At 27.9% G+C, this 17264-nt stretch carries 16 protein-coding genes and 1 pseudogene; 1 reads left to right on the forward strand and 16 read right to left on the reverse strand.

The annotated features are described in order from the left end of the window. The first annotated feature begins 51 nt into the window (after window positions 1-51). Window positions 52-315 carry a hypothetical protein gene (locus JG776_RS05950; RefSeq protein WP_291965617.1) on the forward strand — a complete coding sequence of 88 codons (264 nt, stop codon included), beginning with the start codon at window positions 52-54 and terminating at the stop codon, window positions 313-315. A 21-nt stretch (window positions 316-336) separates the two neighbouring features. On the opposite strand, the gene JG776_RS05955 is transcribed toward JG776_RS05950, so the two are convergent. The 16 genes and pseudogenes from JG776_RS05955 to JG776_RS06030 form a co-directional block, all read right to left on the reverse strand. Then, a complete protein-coding gene (locus JG776_RS05955; protein WP_291965619.1) occupies window positions 337-1326 on the reverse strand; it encodes a tyrosine recombinase XerC in 990 nt (329 codons plus the stop codon). Between the two features lie 196 nt (window positions 1327-1522). Continuing rightward, on the reverse strand, window positions 1523-2311 hold the full coding sequence (gene proC, locus JG776_RS05960) for a pyrroline-5-carboxylate reductase (protein WP_291965621.1): 789 nt from the start codon (window positions 2309-2311) through the stop codon (window positions 1523-1525). A gap of 94 nt (window positions 2312-2405) precedes the next feature. Then, window positions 2406-3845 carry an adenylosuccinate lyase gene (purB, locus tag JG776_RS05965; RefSeq protein WP_291965623.1) on the reverse strand — a complete coding sequence of 480 codons (1440 nt, stop codon included), beginning with the start codon at window positions 3843-3845 and terminating at the stop codon, window positions 2406-2408. Between the two features lie 101 nt (window positions 3846-3946). Continuing rightward, window positions 3947-5139: pseudogene (locus JG776_RS05970) on the reverse strand (pyridoxal phosphate-dependent aminotransferase). A 16-nt stretch (window positions 5140-5155) separates the two neighbouring features. Next, window positions 5156-5527, reverse strand: coding sequence for a PadR family transcriptional regulator (locus tag JG776_RS05975; RefSeq protein WP_291965625.1), 372 nt, complete (start codon window positions 5525-5527; stop codon window positions 5156-5158). Between the two features lie 145 nt (window positions 5528-5672). Beyond that, window positions 5673-5933 (reverse strand): stage V sporulation protein S, encoded by a 261-nt coding sequence (locus JG776_RS05980; RefSeq protein ID WP_027307498.1) that lies wholly within the window; start codon window positions 5931-5933, stop codon window positions 5673-5675. Window positions 5934-6072: 139 nt separating this feature from the next. Beyond that, the gene (gene rny / locus JG776_RS05985; RefSeq protein WP_291965749.1) at window positions 6073-7614 is read right to left on the reverse strand and encodes a ribonuclease Y; all 1542 of its coding nucleotides are present in this window, start codon (window positions 7612-7614) and stop codon (window positions 6073-6075) included. 173 nt (window positions 7615-7787) lie between these two features. Then, the gene (locus JG776_RS05990) at window positions 7788-8444 is read right to left on the reverse strand and encodes an ATPase (RefSeq protein WP_291965628.1); all 657 of its coding nucleotides are present in this window, start codon (window positions 8442-8444) and stop codon (window positions 7788-7790) included. Between the two features lie 10 nt (window positions 8445-8454). Continuing rightward, window positions 8455-8694, reverse strand: coding sequence for a hypothetical protein (locus JG776_RS05995; RefSeq protein ID WP_291965630.1), 240 nt, complete (start codon window positions 8692-8694; stop codon window positions 8455-8457). A 3-nt stretch (window positions 8695-8697) separates the two neighbouring features. Next, window positions 8698-10137 carry an AAA family ATPase gene (locus JG776_RS06000; RefSeq protein ID WP_291965632.1) on the reverse strand — a complete coding sequence of 480 codons (1440 nt, stop codon included), beginning with the start codon at window positions 10135-10137 and terminating at the stop codon, window positions 8698-8700. Beyond that, window positions 10134-11117 (reverse strand): metallophosphoesterase, encoded by a 984-nt coding sequence (locus JG776_RS06005; protein ID WP_291965634.1) that lies wholly within the window; start codon window positions 11115-11117, stop codon window positions 10134-10136. The genes JG776_RS06000 and JG776_RS06005 overlap by 4 nt, the downstream gene beginning before the upstream one ends. A 6-nt stretch (window positions 11118-11123) precedes the next feature. Beyond that, window positions 11124-11747, reverse strand: a complete 624-nt coding sequence (locus JG776_RS06010) for a RecX family transcriptional regulator (protein ID WP_291965636.1) — start codon at window positions 11745-11747, stop codon at window positions 11124-11126. 57 nt (window positions 11748-11804) lie between these two features. Next, window positions 11805-12839 (reverse strand): recombinase RecA, encoded by a 1035-nt coding sequence (gene recA / locus JG776_RS06015; protein WP_291965638.1) that lies wholly within the window; start codon window positions 12837-12839, stop codon window positions 11805-11807. A gap of 158 nt (window positions 12840-12997) precedes the next feature. Then, window positions 12998-13531 carry a CDP-diacylglycerol--glycerol-3-phosphate 3-phosphatidyltransferase gene (pgsA, locus tag JG776_RS06020; RefSeq protein WP_291965640.1) on the reverse strand — a complete coding sequence of 178 codons (534 nt, stop codon included), beginning with the start codon at window positions 13529-13531 and terminating at the stop codon, window positions 12998-13000. Next, on the reverse strand, window positions 13515-14855 hold the full coding sequence (gene rimO / locus JG776_RS06025) for a 30S ribosomal protein S12 methylthiotransferase RimO (protein WP_291965642.1): 1341 nt from the start codon (window positions 14853-14855) through the stop codon (window positions 13515-13517). Before rimO ends, pgsA begins: the two co-directional genes overlap by 17 nt. Before the next feature lie 179 nt (window positions 14856-15034). Continuing rightward, window positions 15035-17263 (reverse strand): DNA translocase FtsK, encoded by a 2229-nt coding sequence (locus tag JG776_RS06030; RefSeq protein WP_291965644.1) that lies wholly within the window; start codon window positions 17261-17263, stop codon window positions 15035-15037. Window position 17264 lies beyond the last annotated feature (1 nt).

A 17264-nucleotide genomic window follows, 5' to 3' on the forward strand; every position in this document is an offset into this window, starting at 1 on the left:
AAAAATATAAAATTAGATTTTATATTTTTATAAAAAAGGAGTTAATCAATTATGCTAAAAAAATGTATTATTGATAAAAGTAAACAATGTATAAACTGCGATGAATGTAATATATGTGATTTAGCACCAAATAAAATTTGTGATAATTGTATGCAGTGTCTTGATGTTAACAAATACGACTACAAGGAGATACATATTGATGGAATAATTGAAGAAGAGGATTATGACGATTATATCTACGATGAAGAAATATTGGAACAAGAAGATGATTATTCTATTTTAAAAGACAGTATATACATAGATGAAATAGAATAGAGTAGAAAAGGAAGAGTAATTTTACTCTTCCTTTTTTTCAACCGTAATATTTGACAAAGGATTTGCATTAACAGCCATCCTTAATTTTTCATCGTCTATATGTGTGTATATTTGTGTTGTTGAAACGCTTTCGTGACCTAATATTTGCTGTAGTGCCCGTATATCAACATTACCATACTTATACATTAAAGTTGCAGCAGTATGTCTTAATTTATGCGGAGTATATTTTTCATTTCCTAAACCAGCCTTTTCGATATATTTTTTAACAATAATTTCTACTGTTCTTTTATTTATTCTTGTTTTTCTCTCACTTAAAAACAAAGCTTTTTCATCTTTAGCATCAACGGGTCTTACTGCTAAATATCTGTTTATAGCTTCTATACAAGATTGATTAAGATAAACTGTTCTTTCTTTATTACCTTTACCTATAACAGTTAATGTATCGCCCTTTATCTTATCAATATCAATTCCAACCAATTCTGATAATCTTAATCCACAATTTAAAAATAGCATTATCATTGCATAATCTCTCTCTTTATGTTTACCATCAATAACGTTTATTAACTTTTTACTTTGTTCTAATGTCAAATAAACTGGATGTCTTTTTGATATCTTAGGGCTTTCAAGCTCCTTTGCAGGATTTTCACTTATTAATTTAACCTTGGTCTCAAGATAATTAAAAAAAGCTCTAATAGCTGCTGTTTTTCTGGCCCTTGCATAACTGCTATTTTGTCTCTCTAAGGTTATATAGTTAATAAAAGAGTATATATCGTATAAAGTTATACTTTTTATAAATTCAATATTTATATCATTAATATTAACCTCATCAACTGTTATTTCAGTGTTATTTGTTATATTTTTAATGTACTTTATATACTTTAGGAACAATTTTAAATCTACTTTATATCCTAAAACAGTATTATAGGATTTTGCCTTAACATTAATCAAATATGCCAGAAAATCATTCAAAATAATTGGGCATTCTTTATCATAAATTGACCAAATATTCATTTCAACCCCCCTCAAAAAACATTATTGCAATTTCGCTAAATTGATATTTAGCGAAATTGTTATTTAGATTTTATTATTAATAAGCAACTATTTGTTTTTAAGCTTATTCTTTTTTCCTAATGTTAATATAAATTCCTTTTGAATCCATAAATAAAATAAAATAAATAATATAAATAATATTATTCTAATCATAACATCACCTTAAATTGCAATTTTTGTTATATGTATTTATAATAGCTTCAATTACAGCAGCTTTAAAACCTTCATTTTGCAATGTTCTAATACCTTCAATAGTAGTGCCTCCCGGAGAACAAACCATATATTTTAAATCGCAAGTATTTATTCCGTTATTTTGTAGCATTTTTGTAGTACCAATGATAGTGTCACAAATTGCATTTAAAGCTTCCTTGTAAGGAACACCAATATAAACTCCTGCATCAACTAAAGCTTCAATAAATTCAGCCACAAACGCAGGACCACTTCCGCACAAAACCGAGTATTTATTTATATCTTTTTCATCCATTTCTACAACCTTACCAATCGCATTTAAAATATCTATAATTTCTTTTCTTTCATCTTCACATATGTTTAAAAATGTTACTGCAGTAACACCATCATTAATAAGTGCTGCAACATTAGGCATTATCCTAACAATTTTATTAAAATTAGTATTTTTATTAATTTCATCAATGGTTACGCCAGCCGCCATTGAAATTAAAATTTTGTTGTCAGTATAATTTTCTTTTACTATTTTATAAATATCTTTATAAACATTTGGTTTGACAGCCAAAAATATGTATTTACATTTTTTAAACAAATCACTATAATCTGCACAAATATTAACCTTAAATGTTTTGTATGCATTTTGCAACTTAGTTTTATCTACATCATAAATGTAGATTTTATTATTAATATCTGCATCTTTATTAATTAAGCCTTTAGTTATAGCAGTCGCCATATTACCAAAACCTATAAATCCTATCATTTTACACCTCCGTTAATATAATCTTTCTTATTTTAATTATAATAAAAAGCAATTCAAATTAAAAGAAATAAAAATAAGCGACTTTATTAGTCGCTTAAACAGTTATTTCTGCCTCTATTTTTTCTATATTTTCATATTTTTTTATTATTGGTTCAACTACTTCACAAATAAATTCATCTACCTGTTCTTTAGAACGTCCAATATAGTTATTTTCGTTCATTATATCGTCTAAAGCATCTTTATCTAAATTAAAAACAGGGTCATTTATAATCCTCTCTAATAAATCATTCTCTCCACCATAAGTCTTTATATTTTTAGAAGCATTCATAGAATGCACTCTTATACTCTCATGCAATTCTTGTCTGTCTCCTCCTTTTTTAACACATTCCATCAAAATATTTTCTGTTGCCATAAACGGCAATTCTTCCCTTACTCTCTTTAATATTATTTTTTCATTAACAACCAAATTAGAAGTAACATTTATATACAAGTTTAATATTCCATCTACAGTTAAAAATGATTCCGCTAATACCAATCTTCTATTTGCTGAATCATCTAAAGTTCTTTCAAACCACTGCGTTGCTGCTGTAATGTTAGCATTTGTCGAGTTTATAATTACATACCTCGCCAAGGCTGAAATCCTTTCTGATCTCATCGGATTTCTTTTATAGGGCATTGCTGATGATCCTATTTGATTTTTTTCAAAAGGTTCCTCTATTTCTTTAAAACTCTGAAGTATGCGTAAGTCATTACTAAATTTATAAGCACTTTGCGCAATACTCGATAATACATTTAAAATAAAAACATCTTGTTTTCTTGGATAAGTTTGTCCTGTTACTTTAAAATATTTTTTATCAAAACCTAATTTTTTACATATTATTTCATCAAGTTGTTTTACCTTGCTATGATCACCATTAAACAACTTTAAAAAACTCGCCTGTGTTCCAGTAGTACCTTTAACCCCTAAAAGTTTAAGATTTTCTAAACAATACTCTAATTGTTCTAAATCCATAACCAAGTCCTGCAACCATAAGCAAGCCCTTTTACCTACTGTAGAAAGCTGTGCTGGTTGTAAATGAGTGTATGACAATGTAGGTAATCCCTTGTATTGTAGAGCAAATACTTTTAAATTTTTAATGCACGTAATTAATTTCTTTCTAATAAGTTCCAATGCTTCCTTCATTATTATAACATCTGTATTATCACCAACATAACAACTTGTTGCCCCTAAATGAATTATAGGTTTTGCCTTTGGACATTGCTCCCCATAAGCATATACATGAGACATAACATCATGTCTTGTCTCTCTCTCTCTCTTTTCAGCCACCTCATAATTTACATTATCAACATTCGCTTTTAATTCATCTATTTGTTCTTGAGTAATCGATAGTCCCAGTTCTTTTTCAGCTTCAGCTAATACAACCCATAAATATCTCCATGTCTTAAATTTCTTTTCATCCGAAAATAAATAGGACATTTCTTTACTGGCATATCTTTTAGTTAATGGACTAATATATAATTGTCTGTCATCCATTATTTTCGCCTCCTAACGAACATTATTTTATGTATATATTTTTTATTTCGTATTTATATTATAACACAATTAATAAAATATAAAAAGTAGGAGTATTTCTCCTACTTTATTTTTTGAATAAAACTATCAATCCTATCCAATCCTTCTTTAATTTGTTCTAACGATGTTGCAAATGACAATCTAATATAATTATCATCACCAAAAGCATCACCAGGAATTACTGCAACCTTTTCTTCTTCTAATAATACATTTGCAAAATCTAAGGATGTTGATATATTTTTACCATTAAACATTTTTCCTTTTATATTCGATATATTAACCATAACATAAAAAGCACCTACTGGATTCACACAAGTTAAACCAGAAATTTTGTTTATTCTATCAACCATAAAGTTTCTTCTTACTTCAAATTCTCTTCTCATAATTTCAATTTCTTTTTGATCTCCTCGTAGTGCCTCAACACTCGCATACTGAGCAATAGTATTTGGATTAGAAGTAGCATGACTTTGTATATTAGCCATTAATGAAGCAATTTCCTTATTTGATGCAGTATAACCTATTCTCCATCCTGTCATTGCATATGCCTTCGACATACCGTTAATAACTATGGTTCTTTCTTTTATATCTTTATTTAAAGAAGCAATACTAATATGTTTATATCCATCATAAATTAACTTTTCATATATTTCATCAGATATAACTATTAAATCATTTTCAACTACTATCTCTGCAATTTTGCTTAGTTCTTCTTCTGTATAAACTGTTCCTGTAGGATTACTTGGGCTATTTATAATAATTGCTTTAGTTTTAGGTGTTATTTTATTTTTCAATTCTTCAACATTAATTTTAAACTGATTTTTTTCATCTGTATGTATAAAAACAGGTATTGCATCAACCAATTTTACAAGTTCAGGATAGCTTACCCAATATGGAACTGGAATTATTACTTCATCTCCAGGATTGCATATAGCCATAAGTGCATTATATATTGAATGCTTTGCACCATTAGAAATTACAATCTCATTAGAGTTATATTCCAATCCATTCTCTATTCTTAGTTTATTGCATATAGCCTCTTTTAATTCTATTATACCTGAAGCTGGAGTATATCTTGTTAACCCATTATTAATTGCATTAATTCCTGCATCTTTAATATATTGTGGCGTATCAAAATCTGGTTCACCTGCTCCAAAACTAATAACATTTATTCCTTCACTCTTCATTTTTTTGCCTTTGCTGTAATTGCTAAAGTCGTAGATGGTGCAATTTGTTTTGCCTTTTTTGACAACTCCATAATATCCCTCCCAAAATCACTCATATATAGTCTTTAATGTATATTTTAAAATATACATTGACTCTTCTATTAACGGCTTATTTATGTTTTTTATAATCTCATAGTGTTTTTTACCATTATCAGTTATTTTATAAATTCTCTTTGTTTTTTTGTCAGGTTCCTCCCACCATCCCTCAATTAATAGGTTTTCTTCCATATCTCTAAGTAAAGGATAAATCATCCCTGGACTTGGCTTCCAAATATAATTTAAACTTTTTTCTATTAAATCAATAAGTTCATTGCCATAACAATTTTTACTATTCAAAAAATGTAAAATGAATAACTTAACTATAGTAGTTGTATTAAATTTACTTGGCAATTGTCTATTTCTTACTTGACCATTAGACATCAATTCCACCTCTTTAATGATGTAACTCTTACTTATATAATAAATATAACATTATTATCGCAAGTTGTCTATAAATTTTGCAATTTTTCATTCATTTTTATACAAAATTAAAATGGAGAGTAAAACTCTCCATTTAACTAAAATACTATCTTGGTTGAATTATAAATTTTATTGCTGTTCTTTCTTCTCCATCAATATTTACATCAGTAAATGCAGGTATACATATTAAGTCAATTCCACTTGGTGCAACAAATCCTCTTGCAATTGCAACTGCTTTTATAGCTTGATTAATTGCTCCTGCACCAATTGCCTGCATTTCAGCAATTCCTTTTTCCCTAACAACACCTGCTAAAGCACCTGCTACAGAATTTGGATTCGATTTTGCTGAAACCTTTAATACTTCCATTTTAGTACCTCCTTAATGTTGCATATTGTTTTTCTAATATTCTATATTCTACACGTAATTAAAAAATCCTTCTTAAATTTACAAATTATTTTACTATTTACAAATAAAAAATAATAAGGACAGTTTAAAACTATCCTTATTATTTTGCATATTCTATTGCTCTTATTTCTCTTATAACGTTAACCTTTATTTGACCTGGATACTCCAACTCACTTTCTATCCTCTTTACAATATCTCTTGCTATCTGTATTACATCAGTATCGGATATTTGTTCAGGTTTAACCATAATTCTAATTTCCCTACCAGCTTGAATAGCATAGGATTTTTCTACCCCTTCAAATGAGTCAGCTATTTCTTCTAATTTTTCTAATCTCTTTATATATGCCTCAAGTGTTTCTCTTCTTGCTCCAGGTCTAGCTGCCGAAATTGCATCTGCAGCTTGAACTAATATAGCCTCTATGGTCTGTGGTTCTAAATCACCATGATGTGCGGATACCGCGTGTATAACCGCTGGAGATTCGTTATATTTCTTTAATATATCTCCACCTATTAATGCATGTGGTCCCTCTATTTCATGATCTAAGGCCTTACCAATATCATGTAATAGACCAGCTCTCTTTGCTAATGCAACATCAGCTCCAAGTTCAGAAGCCATTAATCCAGCTAAATAAGAAACCTCTATAGAATGTTTTAAAACATTTTGTCCATAACTTGTTCTGTACTTCAGTCTACCAAGCAATCTAATTAATTCACTATGTAAACCATGTACACCTGTTTCAAAAGTAGCTTGTTCGCCTTGTTCACGAATATCATTTTCAACTTCTTTTTTAGCCTTTTCAACCATCTCTTCAATTCTTGCAGGATGAATTCTACCATCTGCTATAAGTTTTTCTAATGCAAGTCTTGCAACTTCTCTTCTTATTGGGTCAAAACCTGATAATATTACTGCTTCAGGCGTATCGTCAATTATCAAGTCTATACCTGTTAATGTTTCTAATGTTCTAATATTTCTACCTTCTCTTCCAATTATTCTACCCTTCATTTCATCATTTGGTAAACTTACAACTGAAACAGTAGTTTCAGCAACGTGATCTGCAGCACATCGTTGTATTGCACAAGCAATTATTTCTCTTGCCTTTTTATCAGCTTCTTCTTTTGCCTTTGTTTCTATTTCCTTTATTAACATTGCTGCATCATGTTTAACTTCTTCTCTAACATTATTTAGAATAATTTCCTTAGCTTCTTCTGTTGTTAGATTAGCAATTCTCTCGAGTTCCTGAACTTGTTTCTTATAAATTTCATTCATCTCTTCTTGTAGTTCTTGAATTTCTTGTTGTTTTTTTACTAAACTTTCTTCTCTTGCTTCTAAAGTTTCTACTTTTTTATCGAGAGTCTCCTCTCTTAAAATTAATCTTCTTTCCATCCTTTGAATTTCATTTCTTCTTTCTCTTACTTCTTTTTCAAATTCATTTCTTAACTTATGAACTTCTTCTTTTGCTTCAAGCATAGCCTCTTTTTTCTTTGATTCTGCTTCTTTTTCTGCATCTGATACAATTTTTTTAGCCAATTCTTCAGCTGATTGAATCTTTTTTTCTGATATATTCTTTCTAATAAAATAGCCTAAAAAGAAGGCTATCACTCCTGTAGCCCCAATTAATAAAAGCCAAACAAGCGTATCTATACACAACACCTCCCTCTACAGTCAACAATATTTATTGTATAACAAATAGTTTTTTTTTAAATTAATAAGGTTTAATCAACAAGAGACTCTTTAATTATTTTAAAATAGAAGCAAGAATTAACGAAAAATTAAACCATTATTTGTATTTATTTTATTATAGTTTTAATTTTATGTCAAGTTACAGGGGTAACACTACTAACAGTATCTATCAACTCTACTCTATATTTCTTATCAGCAGACTCCAATAGGTGTGTATTGTGTGTTACCATAATAATTTGCCTATTAAACATCTTAGAAACTTGTTTTAAAAATTCAGCAACATTTATTACAAAATCTTCACTAACATGTTTTGCTGGTTCATCCAATATTAATGGCCCATTTATCTTTGGATTATGTGCCTCTAATAGTGCTATCCTAAGTGCCAAAGAAACTATATCAACAACTCCTCCACCCCTTGATACCTCAGGCTTAGTTGTTACACTTTGTCCATTTTCTAAAGGAGTCACAACAAAAAAATCTGCTTCATTCCTATTTGCTTTTTCGTTTAACTCTATTTTAAACTCAATATTTGAATTAAATATATACTGCAAACAATTTGTAACAATATATTCTATTTGTTGTTTGGATTGATTTCTTGCATATTCAGATACATTATGCAGTAACCTTCTTGATTCTAATAATGTAACCTCACGTTTTTCCAGTATCTCTAACTTTTCTTCTAAAACTTTTTTTTCATTATTTAAGGCCTGTAGCTGTCCCTTAAGTTCATAATAATTTTTCTTCTCTTCTTCAAATTTATTGCTTAAATCCTTTAATTTTTCTAACCACATAATATCACCCTTATATATCCTTCGGCATTAAGCTTTCAGCTTCATTAATTAAATTCATTATTTCACTTTCTAAATTTTTTATTTCTTGTTCTAAATTATCAGGTTCAAATCCTAACTTTTTTATTTCATTCATTAATTCTCTTTTTTGTATCTGAAGTTGTTCTAATCTTGTCTCTGCCTTTATTCTTTTATTTTTCGCATACTCAAGTCTGCGTTTTAAATCGTTTAACTTTTCTTCATAGTTATACATATATTATTCCTCCTCAATTATACTTAAAATTTTATCAATCCTTGACTCGTCAACTTCACTTCCGCACACAGGACAAACATTTATATCTTTTAATATACTTTTATAACTATTCATCAAATTAGAAATTTCACCTGTAAGTCTTTTATAATCTAAAGATAAATCTATAATTTCCTTTTTGATAGTATTATAGTTCTCGCCGTATGTTAAAATATTTTTAAATTTAAATACTTTTTCTTCAATATAATTTATAACAACACTTAATTTGTCTATTTTTTCAAACTTTTCCATATATACATTGCCTTTAGCAATAGACATAATGCAAGCATTGTATTTATTATACTTATCTATTATTTGATTATATTTAATCAATATATGTTCTATTTTTTGTACTATTTCGTTTATTGCTGGAACATTCCTCGTATTAAGTTCAATTTTCTCATTTAATTTTATTTCATCATTTAATACAATAGCCTTTTCTTTTAACTGATATAAAACTATATATTTTTGCATTAATTCAACTAATTTCGTTATATGCAAATTTACTACATCTATATTAGATGTTTTTTGTATTATTTCCTGTTGTTTGAAAATATCATTATTGATTAAGGTTATATTACAATCTGTATTTTTTAGTTTTATAAAATCAGATATTTTTTTCTCTAAAAGATTTAAATCGTAATTTTCTATTAATTTAAATTTTTTAATTATTTTTTTCTGTTCAGTAATCTCAATATTTAATTGATTTAATGTTTCATTATATTTTTTAATTTTATATAATAAGTCTACCTTTTCTTTTAATTGGTTCAATATTTTTTCTTTTTTACTTATATGTCTCTCTAACTCATTTACATAACTTAAAGAATCTATCTTTTTATTAATTTCACTTAAATTGTCCTTTATAACTTTTGAATCACTTTGAATTAAATTTATGTCTTTATTTATATCTTTAATAGCTTCATCTATTATATTAAGCCCTACAATCTTACCTATTGCCTTTGATTTAAAAGAATTAGGTTGACTCAATAAAAATGGTCCCTCTAATTGTTCTGATAAATTTAAACACAAGTCGTTATCTTTATCAATTTTTATTTTTCTTATCCTATGAGCCTCTAAAATTTCTAATGGTATATCATTTCCAAATCCTTCAAAAACCAATTCTTCTCCGTCCTTAATTAATCTATATGAGTTTTTAGTTTTTGTTCTTTCTCTTATTATTTTAACCCCATCCGATAAGGTTAAAGTTACTCTACAATAATTAGAATCAAATCTTATAAATTCTGAACCCTTTGGTTCATTAAAAAGGCACCATTTTAACGCCCTTATAATAGCTGATTTGCCATTGTCAGAAGGACCTACAATAACATTTAGGTTCTCACTTAAATCAAGTTTTGAGTACTTATGTGATTGAAAATTTTCAATTTCAATTGATTTTATATAAATCAATCTACCACCTCTTTTGATAAAATTATATGAGCCCTTGTTAATCTATCCAAAACCTCTTTTTTTATTTCGTCAGGAATAGATTCCTTCTTTGCGACTTCCTCAACTATCTGATTAATACTTAACATTTCAAATTCACCATAAGTATTAACTGTTTGAATTATATTATTGAACAATATCTCCCTTTGTTCCTGTATTTTTATAAAACTTCTATCAAGTATATCTTCACCCCTTGGTGCTGACTTTAATTTTTCAATATATACGGATATATTTTCATTGATATCTATTATTGCAAAACTGGGCTGTCTCTTTATTTCTGCTAAACTATTATTTATTCTAACAATTGCTCCAGGGTTAACAATATATTTATTTTCAATCTTTATTATTCCATAGCCCGTATGATAATGACCACATAATGTAATATCTGCTTCTGTTCTTTGAATAATTTCATCTATTGTTGTATGGGGAACTTCCTTTATAAATGGTTTTTCCATTAACATTCCATGTGCAATATGTATTAGATAATCACATTCTCCTTTATTAGCAACATATTTGCTCTTAGATGAATCTACATCAATATCATATGTAAAGCTTGAACCAGTAATTTTTATCTTTACTTTACCATCATTCAATTCCACAGGTTTATCGTCTAAAATCCATACTATACCTAAAGTTTCAAGAATTCCAATAATTGTTCTATTTACAGTGTTAGGATTTTGTCCATATATATCGTGATTTCCTAATACCATATAAATAGGCTTTGGAAATTTATTTAATACATCTATAAATTTTTGCATAACAGAAAGTGAAACATCAGGCCTATCTAATAAATCTCCACCAAATAAAACATAATCTATATTATTTAATCTAACATAACTAAGTAATTCCTCAAACTTATTATATAAAGTTTTCTCAAAATCATCTAATCTGGCTCTTGGATTAGTTCCCCTTATATGTGTGTCTGTAAAAAACAAAAACTTCATTAACATCTACTCCCATTCTATCTCTTTATCTATTTTTTTCAATACTTTCTTTATTTCTTCATTTGTATATCCTTTATAATATAGAAACCTTGCTACTTTCGTTAAGGCTTCATTTTCATTTTTATTTCCTTTTAATTTCTTAATGGCTAAATTATATGCATTGTTTAACATTTTATCTTCATCAAAATTAATCTTTTCAACTATGTTATTATTTACCCCCTTTAATTTTAACTCATTTATTATTCTTAATTTACCTAACTTATTCATATTTATTTTCTTTCTTACATATTTATTCGCATATTTAAAATCATCAATCAACCCATAATCCTCAAGCTTATTAATAATAATTTCTATACTTTTTTCACTATACCCTTTTTGTTTTAATTTATCAATAAATTCTTTTTTTGAATAATCCTTTACATTCAACAAATTTAAAGCATATCTATATCCTTTATTTATTTCACATTTCTGTATTAATATCGATAATTCATTCTCACTTATGGTTCTATCAATTTTTATATCATACTTTATTATATCCTCCAATTCAGCCGAAAAACTATATGTTCCATCTATGTATATATTATATCTTTCACTATTTTTCTTTTGTTTTTCAATCCCTGTTATTTGCATTCTAACAACTCCTTTATAATCGAAAATAAACATCCCTTTTGGGATGTTTATTAAATACTACTCTTCAATTTTGTTATCTAAATTTGCATTAATTACTGAATTTGCAATAGGAAGATTATATTTTTGTCTAATTGTATTTTCAATTTCTAAAGCTATTTGAGGATTTTCCTTTAAATAATTTTTAGCATTTTCTCTTCCCTGACCAAGCTTTATATCTTTATAAGAGAACCAAGCTCCACTCTTTTGTATTATGTTATTATTTACTGCTACGTCTAAAATATTTCCTTCTTTTGATATACCTTCACCATACATTATATCAAATTCTGCTTGCTTAAAAGGAGGTGCCACTTTATTTTTTACTACCTTTACTCTTGTTCTGCTTCCTAAGACATCTTCACCATGTTTTATTGAATCTATTTTTCTAACATCTAACCTTACAGATGCATAAAATTTTAATGCTCTACCTCCAGGAGTTGTCTCTGGACTACCAAACATTACACCTACTTTTTCTCTTAATTGATTTATAAAAATGGCTACGCACTTTGACTTATTTATCGCACCAGCTAATTTTCTTAATGCTTGTGACATAAGTCTTGCTTGTAATCCTACAAAGGCATCTCCCATTTCACCTTCAATTTCAGCCTTTGGTACTAATGCAGCAACAGAGTCAATAACAATAACATCAATAGCACCAGATCTTACTAATGCTTCAGCTATTTCAAGTGCTTGCTCTCCAGTATCTGGTTGAGATACAACTAAATTTGATACATCAACACCAAGCTTTGTTGCATATGTAGGATCTAATGCGTGTTCTGCATCTATAAAGGCTGCTGTTCCTCCATTTTTTTGTGCTTCAGCAACTATATGAAGAGCTACTGTTGTTTTACCTGATGATTCTGGTCCATATATTTCTACTATTCTTCCTCTTGGGACTCCTCCAATTCCTAATGCTATATCTAAATCAAGAGAACCTGTTGAAATAGCTTCAACATTTAACTTTGAATTTTCACCTAACTTCATTATTGAACCTTTTCCAAATTGTTTTTCAATTTGGCTTAATGCTAATTCCAATGCTTTTTGTTTTTCGTTCATATTTTATCCTTCCTTTCCCGAACATCTGTTCTTATTATATAACATTTTTTTCTTATGGTCAATATTATTATTTTTTATTTATTATCAATTTTGATATTGTCATTTATTATATAATAGTATATTAAATAAAAGGAATAAGAGTAAAAATTTAATTACCCTTATTCCTTTGAATTTATAAATTTTCTATTTTTTTTAATATAATCTATACCCGAAATAATTGTTATAATGGTTGCTATATACATCAAATATATGTATATATTAAATTCTTTATATTTTAACTCAATTAGAGCAGCAATTATTGCTATAATTTGAGTAACAGTCTTAAATTTTCCCCAGTTGCTTGCAGCAATAACATTCCCTTCAGAAGCAGCCACCGCTCTTAATCCTGTTATTGCAAATTCACGAGCAAGAATTATCACAACAAGCCAAGACGGTATTATCTGACGTTCTACTAAAGCAACTAATGCAGCAGTAACTATAAGCTTATCAGCTAATGGATCTAAGAATTTTCCGAATTTAGTTATTTGATTTCTATTTCTTGCTATATACCCATCTAAACTATCAGTTAAAGCTGCTATTATAAATATTATTGTTGCAATCCAATTACCATATGGTATTTTAACTAATAGAAAAAATAAAAATAGTGGAACTAAAAATATTCTTGATATTGTTATCTTATTTGCTAAATTCATTAACATCAACTCCTAATAAATCATAATTATAAGCCTTTGTTATTTTTACACTAACAATATCACCTCTATTATAATCTTTACTTGCATCAAAATAAACTGTTTGGTCAATCTCTGGAGCATCAGCATATGTTCTTCCAAAATACATTCCTTCGTTTGTTTTACCATCAATAATTACATTAACATCATATCCAATTAATTTCATATTTTTCTCTAAAGCAATTTTGCTTTGGATTTTCATTAATTTTTCTTTTCTATAAGTTTTAACTTCATCACTTATTTGATTATCAAGCAATGCTGCTCTTGTACCTTCTTCCTGTGAATATTCAAAAATACCAACTCTATCCAATTTATATTCCTTTATAAAATCAACTAATTCATTAAAATCATCATCAGTTTCATTTGGAAAAGCTACTATCAATGAAGTTCTAATTATTGCATCAGGAATGTTTTTTCTTATATTATCTATTACATTTAATATTTTTTGCTTTGTTGTCCTTCTATTCATTAACTTTAATATTTTATCGCTTATATGTTGTATTGGTATATCAAAATATCTACATATTTTTTGACTATTTTTTATAGTTTCTATAAGTTCATCATCTATCTCCTCTGGATATGAATACATTACCCTTATCCATTCTATACCTTCAATTTTTTCAATTTCCTTTAATAACATTGACAATGATTTCTTTTTATATATATCTATTCCATACATAGTTGTATCTTGTGCAACAATAATTAATTCTTTAACACCTATATTTGCTAATTGTTTTGCTTCTTTTAATATATCTTCAATTTTTCTGCTTCTATATCTACCTCTTAATTGAGGAATTATGCAGTAACTACAATTGTTATTACATCCTTCAGCAATTTTTAAATATGCATAGTGATTAGGAGTAGATAAAATCCTTTCATTATATTCTAAATTATAATTTATATTTCCTACTTTTACAATCTTATTATTTCCTTTTAATATATTATTAACAACTTCAACTATATTTTGATAATTACCTGTACCAACCACTGCATCTAATTCCGGCATTTCATTAAGTAAATCTTGCTTATATCTTTCTGCCATACATCCAGTTGCTATAACAGCTTTACACTTACCCTCTTGTTTGTTTTGTGCCATTTCCAATATTGTTTCTATTGATTCCATCTTAGCAGATTCTATAAAACCACAGGTATTAACTATAATAATATCTGCAATTTTTTCATCGTTCACAATCTCAAATCCATTTTCCTTCAATTCGTGTAGCATAACCTCTGCATCAACTCTATTCTTATCACATCCTAATGAAATCAATCCAACTTTGTATTTCATCAAAATCAACTCCTTTTCTATTTCCTGGGTAATTATTGCTAATTATTTAATATTATCTCCTTATTACTTATTCTTACTCCATTTTTATTTATTTTACTTCTTTTATTATATTTTGATTTTATACGACAAAAATCAACCTCATATATTTTATAATATATGAGGTTGATTTACAATATGTATTAATATTTTTCTACATCTTGTTTAGAAATTAGTACTTGTCTTGGTTTACTTCCTTCTTGTTTACCTATTATTCCCCGCAATTCCATTTCCTCAATTAACCTCGCTGCTCTATTAAATCCTATTCTAAGTCTTCTTTGTAACATTGATGCTGATACCTGCCCACTTTCAACCGCAATATTTATTGCTTCATCTAAAAGTTCATCTTCAAACTCTCCATTACCATCTGATGAACTATTAATATTTTTTTCAATATCATCTATTATCTCTTCTTTATAGTCTGTACTACTATTATTCTTTAGATACGATACAATATTTTCAACTTCCTTATCAGAAATAAAAGCACCTTGAATTCTTATGGGTTTACTCTCACCAATTGGCATAAAGAGCATATCTCCTCTTCCTAATAATTTTTCAGCACCAGCCATATCTAATATAGTTCTTGAATCAACTTGACTTGATACTGCAAAAGCAATTCTTGAAGGAATGTTGGCTTTTATAACACCAGTTATTACATCAACAGATGGTCTTTGTGTAGCAATTACCAAATGCATACCTGCTGCTCTTGCCATTTGAGCAAGTCTACATATTGCATCTTCTACATCATTAGGGGCTACCATCATTAAATCTGCTAATTCATCAATTATTATGACAATCTGTGGTAACTTTTTGTTTGAATCAATTTCTTCCATCAATTTATTATAACCTTCAATATTCCTTACATTATTTTCAGCAAACAATTTATATCGCTGAGTCATTTCATTTACTGCCCAGTAAAGTGCAGACGCTGCTTTTTTAGGTTCTGTTACTACCGGTATTAATAAATGCGGTATTCCATTATAAACTGATAATTCAACAACTTTAGGATCAATAAGTAACATCTTTACATCATTAGGAGATGATTTATATATAATACTTGTAATCAAAGTATTTATACAAACACTTTTTCCTGAACCTGTTGCACCTGCTATCAGTAAGTGAGGCATCTTAGATAAATCTGTTACGATGCATTTACCTGTTATATCTTTTCCTAATGCAAAAGATAGATTTGATTTGAATTCTATAAATTCCCTTGATTCTAATACCTCTCGTAATGTTACTGGGACAACTTCCTTATTAGGAACTTCTATTCCAACTGCAGATTTACCTGGAATAGGTGCTTCTATTCTTACCGATGATGCTGCTAAATTTAAAGCTATATCATCCGCTAAATTTACTATCCTGCTAACTTTAACACCTGCATTTGGTTGTATCTCATATCTTGTTACAGACGGTCCTCTATTTACCTGAATTACCTTTGCATCAACTCCAAAGCTATTTAATGTATCCTCTAATAGTTTTGCATTTTGTAATAATTCCTTCTTATCCTGTAATTGCCCTTTATATTTATTTTCACAAAGAAGCTCTAATGGTGGAAATTTATAATCAATTAAATTGTTTTTCCCTTTACTTATCTCTTCATTTAGATTATCTACTGCTGTTTCCTTCTCTTTTTTATCAATCTGATCTTGTTTTAAATCTTTAGTATCCTTTAAAAAATCAACTATTTTTATTTTTTTATCTATTTTTTCTATATTTTCTTTAATATCCTTTACAACAACACTATCTTTATTATCATATTTTTTATTTTCATTTTTATCAGCTTCATCTATAACTATTTCTTTTTTATTTTTCATTTTTACAAACATCAATTTAATATAAGTAATTAAAGGTATTAATATTGATCTCTCTGTTATTAATAAAATAAGTATAATCGATATACATACTAATATGATATATGTACCTACTTTTCCAAAAGCATATATCATTGGTGTTGCCAATAATTCACCTATAATTCCGCCACCTTTATTATCAATTCCGTTCAAATATGAATCCTTTAATTTATTTAAAAACTTCCCATTAGTGTTTTCTGAGGAATATGGTGCTGTTAACATAACATTTATTATGTATAATAATAATGATATATAGTAAAATTTGTTATTAACCTTAATCTTACCCTTCTTTATTATAAATATAAGGCCTACAAATAAAAAATATAACGGAAATATGTAGGCACCAAGTCCAAACATTCCCAATATAAAATCTCTAATAATTATTCCCGCAATGCCTGTAGGCTTAATATAGATGCTTAAACCAATAATTAAAGAAATACCAAAAATGACAACACCATATATTTCTTTTTTAATGTTATTATTGTTTTTATTTGCAATCGTCTTATTTTTCCTTGCCATC

The sequence above is a fragment of the Caloramator sp. genome (genome assembly GCF_020054765.1).
Taxonomy (GTDB): Bacteria; Bacillota; Clostridia; order Clostridiales; family Caloramatoraceae; genus Thermobrachium; species Thermobrachium proteoclasticum.